Source organism: Streptomyces rectiviolaceus, from assembly GCF_039533825.1.
Classification (GTDB): Bacteria; Actinomycetota; Actinomycetes; order Streptomycetales; family Streptomycetaceae; genus Streptomyces; species Streptomyces rectiviolaceus.
Window position 1 is genome coordinate 26,065 of the sequence record NZ_BAAAUG010000173.1, and the last position, 21,928, is coordinate 47,992.

General features: G+C 69.3%; 17 protein-coding genes. 6 read left to right on the forward strand and 11 right to left on the reverse strand.

The genetic code is table 11. The features are described from left to right. The first annotated feature begins 46 nt into the window (after positions 1–46). Both ABD378_RS37525 and ABD378_RS37530 read left to right on the forward strand, forming a co-directional pair. Positions 47–1,120: a branched-chain amino acid ABC transporter permease gene (locus tag ABD378_RS37525; RefSeq protein ID WP_344528788.1), complete on the forward strand. Its 1,074-nt coding sequence runs from the start codon at positions 47–49 to the stop codon at positions 1,118–1,120. Continuing rightward, complete coding sequence (locus ABD378_RS37530; RefSeq protein WP_344528698.1) at positions 1,117–2,382, forward strand: ABC transporter substrate-binding protein; 1,266 nt, start codon at positions 1,117–1,119, stop codon at positions 2,380–2,382. The genes ABD378_RS37525 and ABD378_RS37530 overlap by 4 nt, the downstream gene beginning before the upstream one ends. A 107-nt stretch (positions 2,383–2,489) precedes the next feature. Here the strand turns inward: ABD378_RS37530 and pssA are convergent, their stop codons facing one another. The 9 genes from pssA to ABD378_RS37575 all read right to left on the reverse strand — a co-directional run bounded on the left by pssA (position 2,490) and on the right by ABD378_RS37575 (position 13,376). Beyond that, positions 2,490–3,344: a CDP-diacylglycerol--serine O-phosphatidyltransferase gene (pssA, locus tag ABD378_RS37535; protein ID WP_344528700.1), complete on the reverse strand. Its 855-nt coding sequence runs from the start codon at positions 3,342–3,344 to the stop codon at positions 2,490–2,492. Further along, positions 3,331–3,987 (reverse strand): phosphatidylserine decarboxylase, encoded by a 657-nt coding sequence (locus ABD378_RS37540; RefSeq protein ID WP_344528702.1) that lies wholly within the window; start codon positions 3,985–3,987, stop codon positions 3,331–3,333. Before ABD378_RS37540 ends, pssA begins: the two co-directional genes overlap by 14 nt. Positions 3,988–4,157: 170 nt before the next feature. Then, the gene (locus ABD378_RS37545; RefSeq protein WP_344528704.1) at positions 4,158–5,363 is read right to left on the reverse strand and encodes an acyl-CoA dehydrogenase family protein; all 1,206 of its coding nucleotides are present in this window, start codon (positions 5,361–5,363) and stop codon (positions 4,158–4,160) included. A gap of 2 nt (positions 5,364–5,365) precedes the next feature. Then, positions 5,366–5,893, reverse strand: coding sequence for a MaoC family dehydratase (locus ABD378_RS37550; RefSeq protein ID WP_344528706.1), 528 nt, complete (start codon positions 5,891–5,893; stop codon positions 5,366–5,368). 1 nt (position 5,894) lies between these two features. Continuing rightward, the gene (locus tag ABD378_RS37555) at positions 5,895–6,860 is read right to left on the reverse strand and encodes an HpcH/HpaI aldolase/citrate lyase family protein (protein WP_344528708.1); all 966 of its coding nucleotides are present in this window, start codon (positions 6,858–6,860) and stop codon (positions 5,895–5,897) included. Next, positions 6,857–8,884: a protein meaA gene (locus tag ABD378_RS37560; protein ID WP_344528710.1), complete on the reverse strand. Its 2,028-nt coding sequence runs from the start codon at positions 8,882–8,884 to the stop codon at positions 6,857–6,859. The genes ABD378_RS37555 and ABD378_RS37560 overlap by 4 nt, the downstream gene beginning before the upstream one ends. Before the next feature lie 17 nt (positions 8,885–8,901). Continuing rightward, complete coding sequence (ccrA, locus tag ABD378_RS37565; RefSeq protein ID WP_344528790.1) at positions 8,902–10,245, reverse strand: crotonyl-CoA carboxylase/reductase; 1,344 nt, start codon at positions 10,243–10,245, stop codon at positions 8,902–8,904. A gap of 400 nt (positions 10,246–10,645) precedes the next feature. After that, positions 10,646–11,449, reverse strand: a complete 804-nt coding sequence (locus ABD378_RS37570; protein WP_237330317.1) for a TetR family transcriptional regulator — start codon at positions 11,447–11,449, stop codon at positions 10,646–10,648. A gap of 145 nt (positions 11,450–11,594) precedes the next feature. Further along, positions 11,595–13,376, reverse strand: a complete 1,782-nt coding sequence (locus ABD378_RS37575) for a 3-hydroxyacyl-CoA dehydrogenase family protein (protein WP_344528714.1) — start codon at positions 13,374–13,376, stop codon at positions 11,595–11,597. Between the two features lie 345 nt (positions 13,377–13,721). Here ABD378_RS37575 and ABD378_RS37580 point away from each other — a divergent pair, with 345 nt between their 5' ends. Continuing rightward, a complete protein-coding gene (locus tag ABD378_RS37580) occupies positions 13,722–14,291 on the forward strand; it encodes an adenylosuccinate lyase (RefSeq protein WP_344528716.1) in 570 nt (189 codons plus the stop codon). A 44-nt stretch (positions 14,292–14,335) separates the two neighbouring features. Here ABD378_RS37580 and ABD378_RS37585 read toward each other — a convergent pair whose 3' ends face one another. Both ABD378_RS37585 and ABD378_RS37590 read right to left on the reverse strand, forming a co-directional pair. Further along, a complete protein-coding gene (locus tag ABD378_RS37585) occupies positions 14,336–14,728 on the reverse strand; it encodes a RidA family protein (protein ID WP_344528718.1) in 393 nt (130 codons plus the stop codon). A gap of 122 nt (positions 14,729–14,850) precedes the next feature. Beyond that, positions 14,851–15,891, reverse strand: coding sequence for an Rv2578c family radical SAM protein (locus ABD378_RS37590; protein WP_344528720.1), 1,041 nt, complete (start codon positions 15,889–15,891; stop codon positions 14,851–14,853). 189 nt (positions 15,892–16,080) lie between these two features. Here ABD378_RS37590 and ABD378_RS37595 point away from each other — a divergent pair, with 189 nt between their 5' ends. The 3 genes from ABD378_RS37595 (at position 16,081) to ABD378_RS37605 (ending at position 21,810) form a co-directional block, all read left to right on the forward strand. Next, positions 16,081–16,524, forward strand: coding sequence for an SRPBCC family protein (locus tag ABD378_RS37595; RefSeq protein ID WP_344528722.1), 444 nt, complete (start codon positions 16,081–16,083; stop codon positions 16,522–16,524). A 228-nt stretch (positions 16,525–16,752) separates the two neighbouring features. Beyond that, complete coding sequence (locus tag ABD378_RS37600) at positions 16,753–19,182, forward strand: MFS transporter (RefSeq protein ID WP_386543317.1); 2,430 nt, start codon at positions 16,753–16,755, stop codon at positions 19,180–19,182. A gap of 201 nt (positions 19,183–19,383) precedes the next feature. Continuing rightward, the gene (locus ABD378_RS37605) at positions 19,384–21,810 is read left to right on the forward strand and encodes an ATP-binding SpoIIE family protein phosphatase (protein WP_344528724.1); all 2,427 of its coding nucleotides are present in this window, start codon (positions 19,384–19,386) and stop codon (positions 21,808–21,810) included. The last annotated feature ends 118 nt before the right edge of the window (positions 21,811–21,928 follow it).

Consider the following 21,928-nt stretch of genomic DNA (forward strand, 5'->3'; position numbering starts at 1 on the left):
AGTCCTGGCCCGTGGCAGGGAGCTGCGCTCCCGAGGCCGCACGCGGATGACGCGCCCCCGGACGTACGTCTGGATCGCGGGGGCCGTGCTCCTGCTCGCCCTGCCCTTCTACCTCGACCGGTTCTGGCTCCAGGCGGGCCTCTTCGCCATGGCGGCGGCCATCGGCGCGATCGGCATCAACCTCCTCACCGGCGCGACCGGTCAGCTCTCGATGGGGCACGCCTTCTTCCTCGCGATCGGCGCGTACGGATACTGCGTCTTCGCGGGGGAGGGGGGCGACGACGGTCTGACCGGCCTCGGCCTGCCCACCTGGATCGCCGCCGCCCTGGCCGTCGGCGTCGCGGGCATCGCGGGCGGGCTCTTCAGCCCCATCGCGGGACGCCTGCGCGGCGCGTACCTCGGCATCGCGACCCTCGCCCTCATCTTCATCGGGCAGCACGTGCTCTTCAACGCCCATGACCTGACCGGCGGCTCCAACGGACGCGACGTGCCACCCCTGAGCGTCTTCGGCATCACCTTCGACGACAGTGAGCTCGTCGTCGCCGCCGTGCCGTTCGGGGCGTCGGAGAAGCTCTGGTACGCGGGCCTCGTCCTCCTCCTCGGCTGCGGGCTCTTCGCCCGCGGTGTGCTGCGCGGGCGCCCTGGCCGCGCCATGAACGCCATCCGTGACCACCGCATCGCAGCCGGCGTCATCGGGGTGCCCGTCGCCCGCTACCGCGCGGGCGTCTTCGTCCTGTCGTCGATGTACGCGGGCCTCGCAGGCGTCCTGCTCGCCCTCGTCTTCCAGCGCACCGTGCCTGACTACTTCGGCATGACGCTGTCCCTCGAATACCTCGCCATGATCGTCATCGGCGGCCTCGGCTCGGTGGCGGGCGCGGTGGCCGGGGCCGCCGTCGTGTCCTTGCTGCCGCAGCTCCTGACCCGGTACAGCGACGCGCTGCCCCTGGTCTCGGCCCCCGGTACCGGCGGGATCACACCGGGCGAGGCGTCCCGGTATCTGTACGGCGCCGCCGTCGTGGCGGTGGTGCTGTTCCTGCCCGGCGGCCTTGCCAGCATCGCCGCCCGGCGCTCCAGGCCGACGTCCGGCCCAACTTCAGGGGAATCAGGGGAGGAACGATGAGTTCACGCACATTGAAGAGGGCCACCGCGACGGCGACGGCGCTCGCCGCGCTTCTCGCGGTGGCGGGTTGCAGCTCCAAGGCAGAGGACGACAAGGGCGACAAGGAGGGCAAGGGCGGGGTCAAGACCGGTGTCGGCGTCTCCGCCGACACGATCACGCTCGGCGTGCTCACCGACATGACCGGGGTCTACGCGACGCTCGGCAAGAGCGTCACCCAGGCCCAGCAGCTCTACGTCAAGCAGACCAACGCCGACGGCGGCATCTGCGGCCGCAAGCTGAAGCTGACCGTCCGCGACCACGGCTACGACCCCCAGAAGGCGGTCGCCGGGTACACCGAGCTGGAGCCGGACGTCCTCGGCTTCGCCCAGTTCATCGGCTCCCCGTTCGTCGCAGCCGTCAAGCAGCGGGTCGACTCCAACAAGGGGCTCGTGCTGCCGCAGGCCTGGTCGGCGAATCTCCTCGGCAGCCCGTACGTCCGGGTCGTCGGCTCGACGTACGACCTGGAGACGATCAACGCGATCGACTACCTGATGAAGGAGAAGGGCCTCAAGAAGGGCGACAATCTCGGCCATGTCTACTTCGAGGGCGACTACGGCGAGAACGCGCTGAAGGGCTCGAAGTACATGGCGAAGAAGTCGGGCCTCACCGTCGTCGAGCAGAAGATCAAGGCGACCGACAACGACATGACGGCGCAGGTCGCGGCCCTGAAGAAGGCCGGGGTGAAGGGCGTGGTGATCAGCGCGGGCCCGCGGCAGGCGGCCTCGCTGGTGGGTGTCGCGGCGGCGGGCAAGTTCGACGTCCCGATCATCGGCAACAACTCCGCGTTCGCGCCCCAGCTCCTGGGCACGCAGGCGGGCCCGGCCCTCGCGAAGAACTACTACGTGGCCTCACCGACCCTCCCGATCGGCGCGGACACCCCCGTGGCGAAGAAGCTGGTCGCCGACTACAAGGCGGCGTACCCCAAGGACGCCCTGGACAACGGCGTGCAGGCCGGCTGGACCGCGGCGTCCGTCTTCGGCGAGGCCCTGAAGAAGGCCTGCAAGAGCAAGGACCTCACCCGCGAGGGCCTCGACAAGGCCCTCCTGACGATCAACTCCTACGACACGGGCTTCGGCGTCACCCAGGACTTCAGCGACCCCAAGGCGCCCTCATCGAAGGAGAGCGTGATCCTGCGCCCCGACAAGAGCGTGACGGGCGGCATGAAGGTCGCCAGGGAGCCGGAGGCGGCAGAGGCGGCACAGAGTTACACGACGGGAGGCTGAGGTTTTCAGCCCGTCCGGCGTTTGAGGACGAGCCCGAAGGGCGACGGGGCACGCGAAGGGGGGCCTGAACCATTCGGTTCAGGCCCCCCTTCGGAGTTCAAGCGCCGCTACGGCAGCTGAGCCGCCCGTGCCTCACGCCGGTTGTCCCGGAAGTTGTTCACCCGGCGGGCCGTGGCGAACAGCGGGATCACCGCGCCGAGGACCACCTGGAGCGCGCAGCCGGTCTGCAGGAGCAGCAGGCCGCCCGGAGCGTCGAACGCCCAGGCCGCGAGCAGCCCCATGGCCGCGACGATCCACGCGAGCATCGCCACCGCGAGCGGACCCCGCGGCTTGGGGTACTCGACCCGGCTCACCATGAGCCACGCCGTACCGATGATCGCCATGAGCGTCGCCCAGAAGGGCAGCTCCAGGAGCACGATCGAGACGACCGTGAGGGCGCCGAAGGGCGATGGCATGCCCTGGAAGGTGCCGTCCTTCACGGTCACGCAACTGAACCGCGCAAGCCGCAGCACCACCGCCAGCAGCACGACGATCGCCCCGACCGCGGCGACTCTCTGGTGCGCGTCGTCGGCGACCATGCCGTAGACGAGCACGAAGTACGCGGGGGCCAGACCGAAGCTGATCAGGTCCGACAGGTTGTCGAGCTCCGCGCCCATCGGAGAGGACCGCAGCTTGCGCGCCACGAGCCCGTCGAAGAGGTCGAAGACGGCCGCGCAGAGCATCAGGATCACGGCGGTCGCGGCGGAGTGCCGCGCCATGCCGCTCTCATTGCTGCCCTGCAGGTGCGGGATGAGGATGCCGGTGGTGGTGAAGTACACCGCCATGAACCCGCACGTGGCGTTACCGAGCGTGAGGGTGTCCGCTATTGAGAGGCGGAGTGAGAGAGGCATCTCCTCGTCCGCCTCGTCCTCGGCCGCCTCGGGAACCCAGCCCGCTTGTGTCTCAGGATCAACCACGGTCAATGCGAGTCACCCCAGCCACGGTCTTCTGACCGACCTCGACGTCCACGTCGACACCCTCGGGGAGGTAGATGTCGACACGGGAGCCGAAGCGGATCAGGCCGATCCGTTCGCCTTGCTCCACCTTCGTGCCCTGCGGCACGTAAGGAACGATGCGCCGCGCGACCGCGCCCGCGATCTGGATCATCTCGATGTCACCGAGCTCGGTGTCGAAGTGCCAGACAACGCGTTCGTTGTTCTCGCTCTCCTTGTTGAACGCCGGGACGAACCCGCCGGGGATGTGCTCCACGGACGTCACCGTGCCCGCCAGGGGCGCGCGGTTGACGTGGACGTTCAACGGGCTCATGAAGATCGCGACGCGGGTACGCCCGTCCTTCCACGGCATGATGCTCTGCACCACGCCGTCGGCCGGGGAGATGACCCGGCCCTGGGCGATGTCGCGCTCGGGGTCGCGGAAGAACCACAGCATGCCCGCCGCCAGGGCGGTGGCAGGCACGGCGATGGCCGCGGCGCCCTTGGAACGACGCGCACGCACGAGGCTGAGCGCCGCGGTGGCGACGGTCGGCAGGAGCCACGGCGATGCTCCGCGCGCAAGGCGTACGCCAGCGAGGCTGTCGCGTGGTGCAGAGGTTTGGCTGTGGGGCATGGATGACCTTCGTAGCGGATGATGCCGCGCGGTTAACGGGGGACGGCGGCTTTTTCCGGATGGTATCGGTTGCGAGCCACAACTGGGCAAGCCAGGAAGCGGAGTCGACGGCCGAAGAGTGTTGACAGGGTGTGACCTTCTTCTCGATGAAAACACCCCAAAGCGGGCATCTAGCCCTGGAGTCGATACTCTTCGAGCAGTCGGCGCCCAATGATCATTTTCTGGATCTCGGCGGTACCTTCGCCGATCAGCAGCATCGGGGCCTCACGGTACAGGCGCTCGATCTCGTACTCCTTCGAGAAGCCGTAACCGCCATGAATCCGGAACGCGTCCTCTACGACTTCTTTGCAGTATTCGGATGCGAGGTACTTCGCCATCCCTGCTTCGAGGTCGTTTCGCTCCCCGGAGTCCTTTTTGCGTGCTGCATTCACCATCATCGCATGAGCGGCCTCGACCTTGGTAGCCATCTCGGCCAGCTTGAACTGGATGGCCTGGTGCTGAGCGATGGCCTTGCCGAAAGTGTGACGCTGCTGGGCATACGAGACACCGAGCTCAAATGCACGCTGAGCGACCCCGCAGCCACGGGCGGCGACATTCACGCGCCCGACTTCGACGCCGTCCATCATTTGGTAAAAACCGCGGCCGGTGGTCCCGCCGAGCACGCGATTGGCCGGAATTCGCAGTCCGTCCATGATGAGTTCAGTCGTGTCGACGCCCTTGTAACCCATCTTGTCGATCTTGCCGGGGATGGTGAGGCCGGGGCGGACCTCTCCGAAGCCGGGCTCCTTCTCGACGAGGAAGGTCGTCATCGACTTGTGGGGCGCCGTGCCCTCGGGGTGTCCTTCGTCACTTCGGCACAGAACGGCCACCAGCGTGGACGTACCGCCGTTGGTCAGCCACATCTTCTGACCGTTGAGGACGTACTCGTCGCCGTCCTTGACGCCCTTGGACGTGATCGCCGACACGTCGGAGCCGAGCGCGGGCTCCGACATGGAGAACGCCCCGCGCACCTCGCCGGCCGCCATGCGCGGCAGGAAGGTGTCCTTCTGCTCCTGCGTCCCGTGCTGCTTGAGCATGTAGGCGACGATGAAGTGGGTGTTGATGATGCCGGAGACCGACATCCAGCCACGCGCTATCTCCTCGACGCACAGTGCGTACGTGAGCAGCGACTCGCCCAGACCGCCGTACTCCTCCGGGATCATGAGCCCGAAGAGGCCCAACTCCTTGAGACCGTCCACGATCTGCTGCGGGTACTCGTCACGGTGCTCGAGCTCCGTGGCGACCGGAATGATCTCCTTGTCGACGAAGTCCCGGACGGTGGACAGGATCTCCCGCTGGATGTCGGTGAGACCTGCGGTCTGCGCGAGTCGGCTCATGGCTACTTCTCCTGCGTCTTCTTCGCGGTGTCCCGCGGCTCCGGGCGGCCGGGCTGCTCGCCGCCGCGCTCCTTGATGTACGTCTCGGTGGGGACCATCACCTTGCGGCGGAACACGCAGACCACCGTGCCGTCCTGCTTGTAGCCCTTGGTCTCCACGTAGACGATCCCGCGGTCCGACTTGGACTTCGACGGGGTCTTGTCCAGGACCGTGGTCTCGCCGTAGATCGTGTCGCCGTGGAAGGTCGGCGCCACGTGCTTGAGCGACTCGACCTCCAGGTTGGCGATCGCCTTGCCCGAGACGTCCGGCACGGACATGCCCAGAAGCAGCGAGTAGATGTAGTTGCCCACGACGACGTTCTTCCCGAAGTCCGTCGTCTTCTCCGCATAGTTGCTGTCCATGTGGAGGGGGTGGTGGTTCATCGTCAGGAGGCAGAAGAGGTGGTCGTCGTACTCCGTGACCGTCTTTCCGGGCCAGTGCTTGTAGACGTCCCCGACGGTGAACTCTTCGTAGGTGCGGCCGAACTGCATGTCAGGCCTCCGGGATCTCGAACTTGGAGGTGCGCGTCATGCCCGCGGCGCGCCCCTTGCCGGAGATGACGAGGGCCATCTTGCGGCTGGCCTCGTCGATCATCTCGTCGCCGAGCATCGCCGAGCCCTTCTTGCCGCCTGCCTCGGAGGTGCAGTAGTCGTAGGCGTCCAGGATCAGCTCGGCGTGGTCGTAGTCCTCCTGGGAGGGCGAGAAGACCTCGTTGGCGGCGTCGACCTGGCCGGGGTGCAGGACCCACTTGCCGTCGAAGCCGAGCGCGGCGGCGCGGTTCGCGACCTCGCGGTAGCCGTCGACGTTCTTGATCTGGAGGTAAGGACCGTCGATCGCCTGGAGGTTGTTGGCGCGGGCGGCCATCAGGATCTTCATCAGGATGAAGTGGTAGGCGTCCGCCGGGTAGCCGGGCGGCTGCTCGCCGACGACCAGGGACTTCATGTTGATCGACGCCATGAAGTCGGCCGGGCCGAAGATGATCGTCTCGACGCGCGGCGATGCCTGCGCGATCGCGTTGACGTTGTTGAGGCCCTGCGCGTTCTCGATCTGCGCCTCGATGCCGATCTTGCCGACCTCGAAGCCCATCGTCTTCTCGATCTGCGTGAGCAGGAAGTCGAGCGCGACGACCTGGTCCGCCGTCTGCACCTTCGGCAGCATGATGCAGTCGAGGTTCTGGCCCGCGCCCTCGACGACCGTGACGACGTCGCGGTACGTCCACTCGGTCGTCCAGTCGTTGACGCGCACGACCCGCGTCTTGCCCGTCCAGTCGCCCTCGTTGAGGAACTTGACGATGGTGTGCCGGGCCTCCGGCTTGGCGAGCGGCGCGCAGGCGTCCTCCAGGTCGAGGAAGACCTGGTCGGCGGGGAGGCCCTGGGCCTTCTCCAGGAAGCGCGGGTTCGAACCGGGGACCGCCAGACATGAACGGCGGGGGCGGAGACGGTTGATGGGCGCGGTCATGCGGGGACCTCCAGAGGGTCGAGCTTGTTCGCTTTCCGGATCTCGTCGACGATACGGCCGATGATCTCGGTGATGCCGAAGTCCTTGGGGGTGAAGACGGCGGCCACACCGGCCGCCTTCAGGTCCTCGGCGTCGCTGTTGGGGATGATGCCGCCCGCGATGACGGGGATGTCGGGCGCGCCCGCATCGCGCAGGCGCACGAGCACGTCCGGCACGAGCTGCGCGTGCGAGCCGGAGAGGATCGAAAGGCCCACGGCATGTACGTCCTCGGCGAGCGCGGCGGCGACGATCTCCTCGGGCGTGAGCCTGATGCCCTGGTAGACCACCTCGAAGCCGGCGTCACGCGCACGCACCGCGATCTGCTCGGCCCCGTTGGAGTGCCCGTCGAGGCCCGGCTTGCCGACCAGGAAGCGGAGCTTGCCGGTGCCGAGGTCGGCGGCGGTCTTGGCGACCTTGTCGCGGACGAGGGCGAGCGGCGTGCCCGCCTCCGCGGTGACGGTCACCGGAGCGCTGGAGACGCCCGTGGGCGCCCGGAACTCGCCGAAGACCTCCCGCAGGGCGCCTGACCACTCCCCGGTCGTCACACCGGCGCGTGCGCACTCCAGAGTGGCCTCCATGAGGTTGCCGGTGCCTGCGGCGACCTCCTTGAGCTTCTCCAGGGCCTTGCAGGGGCGCGGGTGGTTGAACGGCGGCTGGTAGCGGGTGTCGCGCCAGTGCTTCAGGGCGTTCACGACGCGGTTCTCGACCGCCGGGTCGACCGTCATGATCGCGGTGTCCAGGTCCGCGGTGAGCGGGTTCGGCTCGGTCGACTCGTAGGCGTTGACGCCGACTATCTTCTCCTCGCCCGACTCGATGCGCGCCCTTCGCTCGGCGTGCGAGGAGACCAGCTGCGACTTCAGGTAACCGGACTCGACGGCGGCCATCGCGCCGCCCATCTGCTCGATGCGGTCCATCTCGGCGAGCGACTCCTCGACGAGGGACTCCACCTTGGCCTCGATGACGTGCGAGCCCTCGAAGATGTCCTCGTACTCCAGGAGATCGCTCTCCAGGGCGAGCACCTGCTGGATGCGCAGCGACCACTGCTGGTCCCACGGCCGGGGCAGGCCGAGCGCCTCGTTCCAGGCGGGAAGCTGCACGGCACGCGCGCGTGCGTCCTTGGAGAGCGTGACGGCCAGCATCTCCAGGACGATGCGCTGGACGTTGTTCTCCGGCTGCGCCTCGGTCAGGCCGAGCGAGTTGACCTGCACGCCGTAGCGGAACCGGCGCTGCTTGGGGTCGGTGATGCCGTACCGCTCGCGCGTTATCCGGTCCCAGATGCGGCCGAACGCCCGCATCTTGCACATCTCCTCGACGAAGCGGACGCCCGCGTTCACGAAGAAGGAGATGCGGGCGACGACGTCACCGAACTTCTCTTCCGGCACCTGCCCGGAGTCGCGCACGGCGTCCAGGACGGCGACGGCGGTGGACATCGCGTACGCGATCTCCTGCACCGGAGTGGCCCCGGCCTCCTGCAGGTGGTAGCTGCAGATGTTGATCGGGTTCCACTTGGGGATGTGCGCCACCGTGTACGTGATCATGTCGGTGGTGAGGCGGAGGGAGGGCACCGGCGGGAAGACGTGCGTCCCGCGCGAGAGGTACTCCTTGACGATGTCGTTCTGCGTCGTCCCCTGGAGCTGCGTGATGTCCACGCCCTGCTCCTCCGCCACCACCTGATAGAGCGCCAGGAGCCACATGGCCGTGGCGTTGATCGTCATCGAGGTGTTCATCTGGTCCAGGGGGATGTCCTGGAACAGGCGCCGCATGTCGCCGACGTGCGAGACGGGAACCCCGACCCGGCCGACCTCACCTCGGGCGAGGATGTGGTCCGGGTCGTAGCCGGTCTGCGTGGGCAGGTCGAACGCGACCGAGAGGCCCGTCTGACCCTTGGCGAGGTTGCGCCGGTACAGCTCGTTGGACGCCTCGGCCGTGGAGTGACCGGCATAGGTCCGCATGAGCCACGGCCGGTCCTTCTGACGCTCTGTCATGTGCGAACCCTCAGCCCTCAGACGTTCCGGAAGCGGTTGATCGCGTCGATGTGCTTGGCCCGCATCTCCGGGTCGCGCACGCCCAGACCCTCCTGGGGGGCGAGGGCGAGGACGCCGACCTTGCCCTGGTGGAGGTTGCGGTGCACGTCGTAGGCGGCCTGGCCGGTCTCCTCCAGGGAGTAGACGCGGGAGAGGGTGGGGTGGATCTTGCCCTTGGCGATGAGGCGGTTGGCCTCCCAGGACTCGCGGTAGTTGGCGAAGTGCGAGCCCACGATCTTCTTGAGGGACATCCACAGGTAGCGGTTGTCGTACTCGTGGGTGTAGCCCGAGGTCGAGGCGCAGGTGACGATCGTGCCGCCCTTGCGTGTGACGTAGACCGAGGCGCCGAAGGTCTCGCGGCCGGGGTGTTCGAAGACGATGTCCACGTCCTCGCCGCCGGTCAGCTCACGGATGCGCTTGCCGAAGCGCTTCCACTCCTTGGGGTCCTGGGTGTGCTCGTCCTTCCAGAACTTGTAGCCCTCGGCGCTGCGGTCGATGATCGCCTCGGCGCCCATCGCGCGGCAGATGTCCGCCTTCTGCTCGCTGGAGACGACACAGATGGGGTTGGCGCCGCCGGCCAGGGCGAACTGGGTGGCGTAGGAGCCGAGGCCGCCGCTGGCGCCCCAGATCAGGACGTTGTCGCCCTGCTTCATGCCGGCGCCGTTGCGCGAGACGAGCTGGCGGTACGCGGTGGAGTTCACCAGGCCGGGAGCCGCCGCCTCTTCCCAGCTCAGGTGGTCCGGCTTGGGCATGAGCTGGTTGGACTTGACCAGGGCGATCTCGGCGAGGCCGCCGAAGTTGGTCTCGAAGCCCCAGATGCGCTGCTCGGGGTCGAGCATCGTGTCGTTGTGGCCGTCCGAGGACTCCAGCTCGACGCTCAGACAGTGCGCGACGACCTCGTCGCCCGGGTTCCAGGAGTTCACGCCGGGTCCGGTGCGCAGGACGACGCCCGCGAGGTCGGAGCCGATGACGTGGTACGGCAGGTCGTGGCGCTTGGTGAGCTCGCTCAGGCGGCCGTAGCGCTCCAGGAAGCTGAAGGTGGACACCGGCTCGAAGATCGAGGTCCACACGGAGTTGTAGTTGACCGAGGAGGCCATCACGGCCACCAGGGCCTCGCCCGGGCCGAGTTCGGGCACCGGCACGTCGTCCAGGTGCAGCGACTTGCGGGGGTCCTTGTCGCGGGTCTCGAGCCCGGCGAACATCTCCGCCTCGTCCTTGTGCACGGTGATCGCGCGGTACGAGTCGGGCAGGGGGAGAGCGGCGAAGTCGGCGGACGTCGTGTCCGGCGACTGGATCGCGTCCAGGATTTCCTTCACGGTGATGCCTCCGGCGAAGTTCGTGTCCCCCTCTGAGGGGAGCACGCTCTTGAGGGTTACGTCGGGTGCTGCTGGTGCAGGTGGTGGAGGTGTGCCGTCGGTTCGGCGAAGGGTGTAGCTCGGCAGCGCTTGGTGTGGCGCGGGAGGTTGCCTGTGACGCAGGCGTCCGGGCGCACAAGCCTTGGCTTGTGGGGACAGCCGGCGTACGGAAGTTCTCTGCACGCCGGCCGCCCGGACAACATCAACGTATGACACCGCGTGCCAGTCGGCAAGACACTGAGTGCCATCAATTTTTGATAGATGATCGATCAGTGCAGGTCAGAGGGGTGGGCGGCACGGCAGAGGGGGCACTACCGGTGGGTAGCGCCCCCTGAAAAGCCCAGGACAAAAAGGTGGAGAACGGGATCTATGACTCCCGCAGCGCCTTCTCGATCGTCCGCATGATCTCGTCGAGCGGTGCGTCCGTCCGTGCCACGGTGACCAGGACATCGCCGCCGGTGCTCACCGAGGCCGCCGGAGCCGTGGTGGTGTCACGCCCCGCCCCGATGCCCGAACCGAAGGTCCTGCGGACGATGGCGAAGGCGTGGTCCAGCTGGGTCTCCACGTCGCCCTGGCCGCCCGCACGCAGCCACCGGCGAAGCACGTGGTTGTGCGCGGTCACCACCGCCGACGCCGCGACCTCCGCGAGCAGCGGGTCGTCGTTGCCGTCGTGGTGGGCCTGCTCGTCGAAGTGGCCCAGGAGGTAGCGCGTGAAGAGCCGTTCGTAGCGGGCCACCGAGGCGATCTCCCGCTCGCGCAGCGTGGGTACCTCGCGCGTCAGGCGGTACCGCTCGACGGACACGGCGGGCGACGCCGCGTACATCTTCATGACTTCCTTGATGCCCCGGCACACCGTGTCCAGCGGGTGCTCGTGCGGAGGCGCCGCGTTCAGGACCGCCTCCGCCCGGATCAACGTGTCGTCGTGGTCCGGGAAGATCGCCTCTTCCTTGGAGCGGAAGTGCCGGAAGAAGGTCCGGCGTGCGACCCCTGCCTGCGCGGCGATCTCGTCGACCGTCGTCGCCTCGTACCCCTTGGACGCGAAGAGCTCCATCGCCGCCGCCGCGAGCTCCCGGCGCATCTTGAGCCGTTGGGCGGCGGCGCGGCTGCCGGCCGCGCTCTCCGGAGCGTCGGGCGTAGCGGGCGTACGTGAGGACTTGGCGGCCTTGGGCATGACCCGAACGTACTGCATATGCGCAGCCGAGTGCTCCCGCGGGACGGGGCCGCGCGACGGCGGGACGGGGCCGCCCGACGGTTCGAGCAGCCCGCCCCAGTCCGTGCGCGCATCGCCGTCAGGCGCGCTCCCGTCCGCTTCCGGCTTACCGTCGGGCATATTCGCGGAAGCCGCGGCCGGTCTTGCGGCCGAGGCAGCCCGCGGCCACCAGGTGTTCGAGCAGGGGGGCGGGGGCGAGGCCCGGGTCGCGGAACTCGCGGTGCAGGACCTTCTCGATGGCGAGCGAGACATCCAGGCCGACGACGTCCAGGAGCTCGAAGGGGCCCATGGGGTAGCCGCCGCCGAGCTTCATCGCGGCGTCGATGTCGTCGAGCGTCGCGTAGTGCTCCTGGACCATCTTGATCGCGTTGTTGAGGTAGGGGAACAGGAGCGCGTTCACGATGAAGCCCGCGCGGTCGCCGCAGTCCACCGGGTGCTTCTTGATGGTCGAGCAGACCTGGCGGACCGTCGCGTGCACGTCGTCCTCCGTGAGGACCGTGCGGACCACCTCGACCAGCTTCATCGCCGGTGCCGGGTTGAAGAAGTGCATGCCGATCACGTCGCCGGGACGCGAGGTGGCGCGGGCGCAGGCGACGACCGGCAGGGACGAGGTGGTGGTCGCCAGGATCGCGCCCGGCTTGCAGACCTTGTCGAACGCCGCGAACAGCTGCTGCTTGATCTCCAGGTCCTCGGCGACCGCCTCCAGGGCGAGATCGACATCGGCGAACGCGTCGTACGTACCGGCCGGAGTGATCCTGTCCAGCGTCTTGGCGGCGGTCTCCGCCGTCATCCGTCCCTTGTCGACGGAGCGCGAAAGCGACTTGCCGATACGGGACTTGGCCTTCTCGGCCTTCTCCTCGCTGCGCGCCGCGAGCACCACGTCGTACCCGGCCTTGGCGAAGACCTCGGCGATGCCGGACGCCATAGTCCCGGACCCGGCGACACCGACCGACCGGATGGTGCGCCCACCGCCCTGCCGGCCGTCCTCCGGCGGGGTCAGCGCGTCCCGCACGACGACCGAACTGCCCGGCTGCTCGTACGAGTAGAAGCCGCGCCCCGTCTTACGGCCGGTCAGGCCCGCCTCGCTGAGCTGCTTGAGGATCGGGGCGGGCGCGTGCAGCCGGTCGTGCGACTCGGAGTACATCGCGTCCAGGACCGTGCGGGCCGTGTCGACGCCGATCAGGTCGAGCAGGGCGAGGGGGCCCATCGGCAGGCCGCAGCCCAGCCTCATGGCGGCGTCGATGTCCTCGCGGGACGCGTACTTCGCCTCGTACATCGCCGCTGCCTGGTTGAGGTAGCCGAAGAGCAGGCCGTCGGCGACGAATCCGGGCCGGTCGCCGACCGCGACGGGCTCCTTGCCGAGTGCGTACGCGAGGTCGGTGACGGAGGCGACGGCCGCGGGGGCGGTCAGCACGGAGGAGACCACCTCGACCAGCTTCATCGCCGGGGCCGGGTTGAAGAAGTGCAGGCCGAGCACCCGCTCGGGGCGCGCCGACTCGGCGGCGAGACGGGTCACGGACAGCGCGTTCGTGCCGGTCGCGATGATCGTCTCGGGGCGCACGACGCCGTCGAGCTCACGGATGATCTGCTGCTTGATCTCGTACGACTCCGGGGCGACCTCGATCACCAGGTCGGCGTCGGCCGCCGCCTGCAGATCGGTGAAGGTGCGGACGCGGGCGAGCGCGTCACGCCGCTCGTCCTCGGTGAGGTGCTCACGGCGCACGGCACGCGCGGTCGACGACTCGATGGCGGCGACGGCCTGTGCGCCCGCGGCCTCGCTGATGTCGATGCCGATGACCTCGCGTCCCGCGCGGGCCAGGACCTCGGCGATGCCGGTGCCCATGGTGCCGAGACCGATCACGGCGACAGTGTTCAAGGGAGTGTCCATGCGTGGACTCCAGGAAGTGAGTGACGACTGAGGGGCGCACGCGGTGCGCGGCAACGGCGGCGCGGCGTGCGGAAGATGAGCTGCTGCGTGTCGTGATCGGGCGGCGAGGGGCGCACGCCCGTGAGGAGTCGACCGGCTCTGTCCCGGAGCCACGTCGTACTGAGTGGAGCTGAGGTGCTCGAAGCACCGAACCGACAAGCTCTCGCAACGGCTGCGTCACCAGGCCGCCGCGAGGAAAGGAACTACTGACGGGGAGTGTGCCCCGCTCACATGAGATTAACCGGCGAGTAACGAGCGCGCCAGTCCCCAGGGTTTGTGATCTGCATCGCGGATAGGCTCCCCGTCATGGACGTGGAGTTGCGGACGGTGACGGAACGCTTACGCCGCGAGGCGGGAGTCTCGAAGGCCTACGAGAGGCTGGTCGCGACCGGCGACGTGGAGGAACTCGCGGAGGTGCTCGCCGCGGCGGGTCAGCCACTGTGGGCGCGGGAGCTGGCGGCGGTCCGGCTCGGCACCGCCGGGGACAGCCGGGCCTTCGAGTCCCTGGTGCTGCTCCTCAACCACCGGGATCCATCGCGGTGCGCGGCCGCCGCGTACGCCCTGGCCAGACTGGGTGATCCGCGTACGGCACGGGCGGCAGCCGCCCTGGCCACCAATGAGCTGCGCGTCGCCTACGCCCTGCACCCGGTGCGTCTGCTCACCGAACTGCGCGCGCCCGAGTCGGCGCCCGCCCTGATCACCACGCTGGGACGCAGGCTCGCTCCCCACGATCCGTACGGGAAGATCGCGCTGGCGTGCGTGGAGGGCCTGGGGGCGCTCGGCGATCCGCGGGCCAGGCCCGTCCTGACGCAGGCATGCGGTTATCCGCGGCTCGCTGCCGCCGCGTCCGCGGCCCTGGCCCGCCTGCCGGGCTAGATTCTTCGCCGGTCGGGGCCATCGGGGCCATCGCGCCATCGGGGCTAAAGGACGGCGTACGCCTCGATCTCCATCAGGAACCGCGGAGAGACAAGACCGGCCACCTGCACGGCGGAGGACGCCGGGAGCCGCGCCGGGTCCATGTGGGCGTCCCGCGCGGCCCGGATCGCGGGCATGTGCGCCATGTCCGTGACGAAATACGTCAACTTCACGACGTCGTCGAAGCCGCCGCCCGCGGCCAGCAGACAGCGCCGCAGATTGTCGAAGACCTGCCGCGCCTGGGCGGCCGGATCGCCCTCACCGACCAGCTCTCCGTCCTCGTCCAGGGGGAGCTGCCCGGATATCGCGACGAAGCGGCCGGTGCCCATGACGACGTGCGTGTACGCGGTGGCGGGGAAGACGCCGTCGGGGGCGTCGATGCGGGTCAGTCGGCTCATGGGCCCATCCTGGCCCATGGGTCCGACAACGCCCCCGACGGGCTTGGTCGTTGCTCGGCCACGGAAGGGCTGCGTTGCTGCTCAGCCGCGGAGTGAATGACCTTAAAGGCGCAGTGTGCGGATCAGAGGAGCGTGAGCTGCGTGCCGTGGGGTTCTGGCTCGGGCGCGGGCTCCTCCGGTACGCGGATCCGGCGCGTGGCGCCCGCACGCGCGGGCCCGATGCCGAATTCCTCGGCCAGCTCGTGCACTTGCCGGGTGATCCGGCGCTGGTACCACTTGGGCGCGTAGGCGCCTTCCGCGTACAGCCGTTCGTAGCGCCGCACGAGATACGGATGGTGCCGCTCGAGCCAGGCCATGAACCACTCGCGCGCTCCGGGCCGCAGATGCAGCACGAGCGGTGTCACGGAGGTGGCCCCCGACGCGGCGACGGCCCGCACGGTCGCCCGCAGCTGCTCGGGCCGGTCCCCGAGGAAGGGGATCACGGGCGCCATCAGCACTCCGCACCCGATGCCGTGCTCGGTCAGCGTCCGTACGGCATCGAGCCGTCGCTCCGGAGCGGGCGTGCCCGGCTCGACGGTGCGCCAGAGCTCCTGGTCGACGAAGCCGACGGACACGGAGATCCCGACGTCGGTGACGGCGGCGGCCTGCCGCAGCAGATCGAGGTCGCGCAGGATCAGCGTGCCCTTCGTGAGGATGGAGAAGGGGTTCGCGTGATCGCGCAGGGCGGCGATGATCCCGGGCATGAGTCCGTACCGCCCCTCGGCCCGCTGATAGCAGTCGACGTTCGTGCCCATGGCGATGTGCTCGCCGTGCCAGCTGGGCGAGGCGAGCCGGCGGCGCAGCAGATCGGGGGCGTTGACCTTGACCACGATCTGGCTGTCGAAGCCGAGCCCGGTGTCCAGGTCCAAGTAGCTGTGCGTCTTGCGGGCAAAGCAGTAGACGCACGCGTGTGAACAGCCCCGGTACGGATTGACCGTCCACTCGAAGGGCATGCGCGACGCCCCCGGCACCCGGTTCACGATCGTTCTGGCCCGGATCTCGTGAAAGGTGATCCCACGGAACTCAGGTGTGTCGAAGGTCCTCGTGGTGACCGCGTCCGCGCCGAACAGCGCGGCATCCGCGACACCCCGTGACGGCCCGTCGGCGAGGTTCTCCCAGCGCATGACGCCTCCTCGGTAGCACTGACCACAGAATAGAACACATGTTCCCTTGATCGTGCGACCCGGGAGCGACTCGCCGGCGACTCGACAGCGACCCCGTGCCTAGGTGACCCCGATTTGGGAGGCCGGTACGCAGGGTGGTTGGCTTTCCGCGAACCCCCCGAGTGACAACCGAGTGCTGGAGGAAGTGCCATGGCGCAGGTCGAGGCGACCACGGAGCGGATCATCGCGGCGCAGCCGGAGGACGTCTTCGACGCGCTCGCCGATTACGAAGGCACGCGTCCGAAGATCCTGTCGGAGCACTTCAGCGAGTTCGAGGTGCGTGAGGGCGGCGACGGTGAGGGGACGCTCGTCCACTGGAAGCTGCAGGCCACCAGCAAGCGGATCAGGGACTGCCTCCTGGAGGTCACCGAGCCGACCGACGGTGAGCTGGTCGAGAAGGACCGCAACTCCTCCATGGTCACCACCTGGACCGTGACCCCGGCGGGGGAGGGCAAGGCGCGCGTGGTCGTCTCCACCGTGTGGAACGGCGCGGGCGGCATCGGCGGCTTCTTCGAGAAGACCTTCGCTCCCAAGGGGCTCGGGCGGATCTACGACGAGGTGCTCGGCAAGCTCGCCGGCGAGGTCGAGAAGTAGGTCGAGGGCAGGCAGGCGCCTGACCGGTCCTCAACTCCGGTAGCCCCTCAGGGTTGTTGTCACGCTCACCGTTTCGAGTGGTTTTCTGTTCGGGGCAGTTGTACGACGTACGGCTCCCACCGGCGCATACGTGTGCCGGACCCCACGCAGGGCGACTCGTCGCGCTTGCTCGCAGTTGTCGCGTAATGCGAGAAATGTGCGGCGCAGGCGCGACGAGGGGAGCAGGACGTGGGCGGCACGACGCTGGTGAAGGGCGCCGAACAGGGGCACACCGAGGGGGCTGCGGGGGCTGCGGGGGCCGCGGTGCCTCCGGGAAGCGGAGAGGCGCCGCCACCCCAGGAGTACGTATCGGCGCCGGAAGCGCTCAGCCCCGGACGCGTCCGGATGGTCTTCGTCGGCCTCATGCTCGCCCTGCTGCTCGCCGCGCTCGAGCAGATGATCGTCGCCACCGCGCTCCCGAAGATCGTCGGTGAGCTGCACGGCCTGGACAAGATGTCCTGGGCGATCACCGCCTACCTGCTCACGTCCACGATCGGGCTGCCCATCTACGGCAAGCTCGGGGATCTCTTCGGGCGCAAGGGCGTCTTCCAGTTCGCGATCTTCGTCTTCATCATCGGCTCCGCGCTTGCCGGTTGGTCGCGCACGATGGACCAGCTCATCGCCTTCCGCGCCATCCAGGGCATCGGCGCGGGCGGCCTCATGATCGGCGTACAGGCGATCATCGCGGATATCGTGCCGCCCCGGGAGCGCGGCCGCTACATGGGCCTGATCGGCGCCGCGTTCGGCCTCGCGTCGGTCGCGGGGCCGCTGCTCGGAGGGTTCTTCACCGATCACGTCGACTGGCGCTGGTGCTTCTACTTCAACGTGCCCTTCGGGCTCGTCACCCTCCTCGTCGTCAGCCTCGGGCTGAAACTGCCCAAACGCACGGCGAAGGCCCGACTCGACGTGCTCGGCGCGCTGTTGCTCGCCTCGGCCTCCACCTGCCTTGTGCTCCTGACCAGTTGGGGCGGCACCGAGTACGAGTGGGGCTCGCGCGTCATCCTGGGTCTCGCGGCCGGGGCCGTCGCCTCGATCGTGCTCTTCGTCGTCGTCGAACACTTCGCCGCAGAACCGATCATCCCGCTGCGCCTGTTCCGCGACTCGGTCTTCAACGTCACCGGGCTCGTGGGCGTGGTCGTCGGCATCGCCCTCTTCGGAGCGGCCAGTTACCTGCCGACCTTCCTGCAGATGGTCGACGGCGCGAGCGCCACCGAGTCCGGGCTGCTCATGCTGCCGATGATGGGCGGCATCGTCGGCGCCTCGATCCTCTCCGGACAGCTCATCAGCCACACCGGGCGCTACAAGATCTATCCGGTCGTCGGCGGTGTCCTGTCCGTCATCGGCATGTGGCTGCTCTCCCGGCTCGAGGTCGACACGCCCCGGCTGCACTACAGCATCTGGATGGCCGTGCTCGGCACGGGCGTCGGCCTCGTCATGCCGGTGCTCATCCTCGCCGTGCAGAACGCGGTACGCCCCGCCGACCTCGGCACGGCCACCAGCGCCAACAACTACTTCCGGCAGATCGGCGGCAGCGTCGGCGCCGCGATCTTCGGCACGCTCTTCGCCGACCGGCTCGCGGACTCGCTCGCCGACCGCGTCCCGGCGGGAGCCGGACTTCCGGACCCCGAGGCCATCACCCCGCAGCTCGTCCACGCGATGCCCGCCCCGCTGCGCGAGGACTACATCCAGGCGTACGCCGACGCGATGCCGCGCATCTTCCTCTACCTGGTGCCGGTGCTCGCCCTCGGCATGCTGATCACCTTCTTCCTCAAGGAGACACCCCTGTTGTCCAGCGCAGCGTCCCAGGACGCCACCACGGCCGAGCCCACGCCCATTCCCCACGCCCGTGCCGCGCACGCCGCCGGAGTGCCCGTCTGCGGCACCGTGCAGCACCCTGACGGCACCGTGGTGCCCCGCGCCGCCCTGACCCTCATCGATGTCGGCGGCCGGCAGATCGGCCGCGGCGCCAGCGGCGAGGACGGGCGGTACGCGCTCTCCACGCCGGGCTCGGGATCGTTCGTCCTGATCGCGGCCGCGGGCGGCCACCAGCCGCAGGCGGTCACCGTCACCGTCGGCGAGCGCCCCGTGGAGCTCGACGTGGTGCTCGGCGGCGCCGGGCGCCTGGCAGGCAGTGTCGTCACCGCCGACGGGTCCCCGGTCAGGGACGCCGCGGTGACCCTCACCGACGTACGCGGAGAGGTCGTCGCCAGTACTCGCAGCGGACGCGAAGGCGGCTATGTGATCACGGAGTTGGTGGCCGGTGAGTACACCCTCGCGGCCAGTGCGCCCGCCTTCCGCCCGGCCGCCCTGCCCGTCACCGTGCAGGCATCCCGCGAGACCCGCCAGGACGTCGAGCTCGCGGGCGGCGCCGTCCTGCGCGGGACCGTGCGGGCCGGAGGCGGGCGCCCCGTCGAGGACGCGCGTGTGACCCTGCTCGACGCGGCGGGCAACGTCGTGGACACCCTGACGACCAGGGAGGACGGCACCTTCCGGTTCATCGATCTGTCGTCCGGCGAGTACACGGTCATCGCCGCGGGCTACCCGCCGGTGGCCACCGTGCTCCAGGTCGCGGGCGGCGGGCGTACGGAGCGGGATCTCCAGCTGGGCCACGAAGACTAGCGCTGACTGGCCCTGCCTAGCCCTGAACCAGCCCCGCCTAGCCCTGAACCAGCCCTGAACAGCGGGGGCAGAGGGCCAATACCCGCCGGAGGCGCCCCCGCGCGGCCCAATTCCCGCATTGCACCGCACGGCAAGCGGTGCCGGTCGTACGGTGGTTGGGGCGGCGCAGGCCTTCGCGGTGCGCCGGAAGGAGCGTTGGCCATGGAATACGGCACCCCGGACGGGCCGGTGGCGCAGCACGCCGTGGCCGGCCGGATCCCGCTCGCCGTGGTCGTCATCGACGGCGGGGGTCTCGTCTCGCACTGGAGCACCGGCGCACGGAAGCTGTTCGGGTACTCCAGGGAGGACGCCGTCGGGAGCCCGGCGGGCGACCTGCTTCCGGTGTCCGGCGCGATCCCCGAGGAACACGCGAACTTCGGTGTGTACGACGGCCTGGGCCCCGACCTGGAGACCTCCCTCGACGGACGTATCTCGTACCCCGCCGCCGGCCGCGCCCGGCTCTCCGTGCCCGGCGGTGAACAGGACCGCGTGGACGTCCTGTGGTGGGCGTACCCGCTCATCGGCCCCGGACCCGAGCGGCTGCTCGTGCTCGCGGCGGACGCCGACCGTCTTGCCGACGACGAAGGCCGTGAGCCGGGTCAGGTCGAGCGGATAGCGCCGGGGTTCGCCCTGCACACGGACTTCCCCGGAGCGGACGAACTGGCGCGCCGGCTGCCCGAGATCCTGCCCAGCATGAGCGTGGGCGAGAGCTCGCGCATCGTGGCGCAGATCCTCGAACTCGGCTATCCCGTCCTGGAGTTCAGCAAGCAGGACCGCGTGCCCGTCACCCCTGACTGGGGCGTGCCGCGGCGCGCCGAGCGCAAGGCGCGCAGGCTGCGCACCCAACGCGCCGCCGCGGCGGGCCTCGCGCCGGAGCCCGGCACACCGGACGACGCCGAGGATCTCGAGTACGCGGCGGTGCGCGAGCGCCTGGAGTTCCTGAACGAGGTCAGCGGGCGCATCGGCTCCTCGCTGGACCTCTCGCGGACGATCATCGAGGTGAGCCGCGCCGTCGTGCCACGGTTCACGGACGTCGCGGGCACCTACCTGCGCGAACAGGTCGTCGCGGGCGAGGGCTTCCCGGAGGGGCCGCCGGACGAGACCACGCTGTGGCACCGGGTGGCCGTGGAGCACACGGACGAGCCGGGCCGCTGGGACGACGTCGTGCCTGTCGGCGAATCCATGCCGTTCCCGTCGCACACGCCGTTCTTCCAGTGCATGACCTCCGGCGATCCGGTCCTCGTGCCGCGCATCACCGAGGAGATGGGCAACGCCATCGCCTCGCAGTTCGAGAAGCGCGACATCCGCCCGCTCATCAACCACCGCTCGATGCTCGTCGTACCGCTGAAAGCCCGCAATGTGGTGCTCGGATTCATGATCCTGCTGCGCCACCGGGAGCGGCCCGTCTTCAACGACATGGACCGCGTCACCGGCGCCGAACTCGCCGCCCGCGCGGGCCTCGTGCTCGACAACGCCCGCATGTACACCTACCAGGAGAGCGTCGCCGACACCCTCCAGGACAGCATGCTGCCGCACATCGAGCCGCGCATGACGGGCTGCGACATCGCCACGCGCTATCTGCCGGGCACGCTCCTCGGCCGGGTCGGCGGCGACTGGTTCGACTCCGTGAAACTGCCCGGCTCGCGTACCGCGCTCGTCGTCGGCGACGTCATGGGGCACGGCCTCAACTCGGCCGCGATGATGGGCCAGTTGCGCACGGCCGTGCAGACCATGGCCGCCCTCGACCTGCCGCCCGCACAGCTCCTGCGCAACCTCGACGACCTGGCGCAGCGGCTCGGCGAGCACTATCTCGCGACGTGCCTGTACGCGGTCTACGACCCCCTCGCGGGCCGGCTGCACCTCGCCAACGCGGGACACATCCCGCCCGTCCTGGTCCGCGCCGACGACGGCCGCAGCGAACTCCTCGAACTGCCGACAGGGGCGCCCATCGGTGTCGGAGGCGTGCCCTTCGAGGCGGTCACCGTGCGCGTGGCGCCCGGCGACCGGCTCCTGATGTGCACCGACGGTCTCGTCGAGGTGCGCGGCGAGGACATCGGCGTCGGCCTCGCCACGCTCACCGAGTCCGCGGCCCACCCGGCGGCCTCCATGGACGACGCCTGCGACACCATCATCAGGGCGCTCAACACCCGCGGCGGACGCAAGGACGACGTGGCACTCCTGATGGCGCGTCTGAACGGCGTCGCGGACGAGGACGTCGCGAGCTGGCGGCTCGCGCTCGACCCGAGCGAGGTGAGCAGGGCGCGCGACCTGGTCCGCGACCAGCTGCGCGCCTGGTCCCGCGCCGGCCTGTCGGAGACCGCCGAGCTCCTGGTCAGCGAGCTCGTCACCAACGCCGTACGGTACTCGCGCAGCCCTCACGTCGAACTCCGCCTGGTCCGCTCAGGGGCCACGCTGATCTGCGAGGTCGAGGACGACGACCACACCCTGCCCACCTTGCTGAGCGCGGGCCCCGGCGACGAGTTCGGGCGCGGACTGCGGATCGTCAGCGTGCTCGCCAAGGAGTGGGGGACCAGCCGTACGGCCTCCGGCAAGACCGTGTGGTTCGAGCTGGCGCCGCCCCGTAGGTGAGGCCCCGAGCGCCGCCCGGAGGCGTGCGCTCGGCGGGAAGTGTCGAAGACGCCGTGAATGATTGCGCCGGTGACTTGTCCGCGCACCCCGGGCGCGGTAGACCGATCTTGCCGTCGGC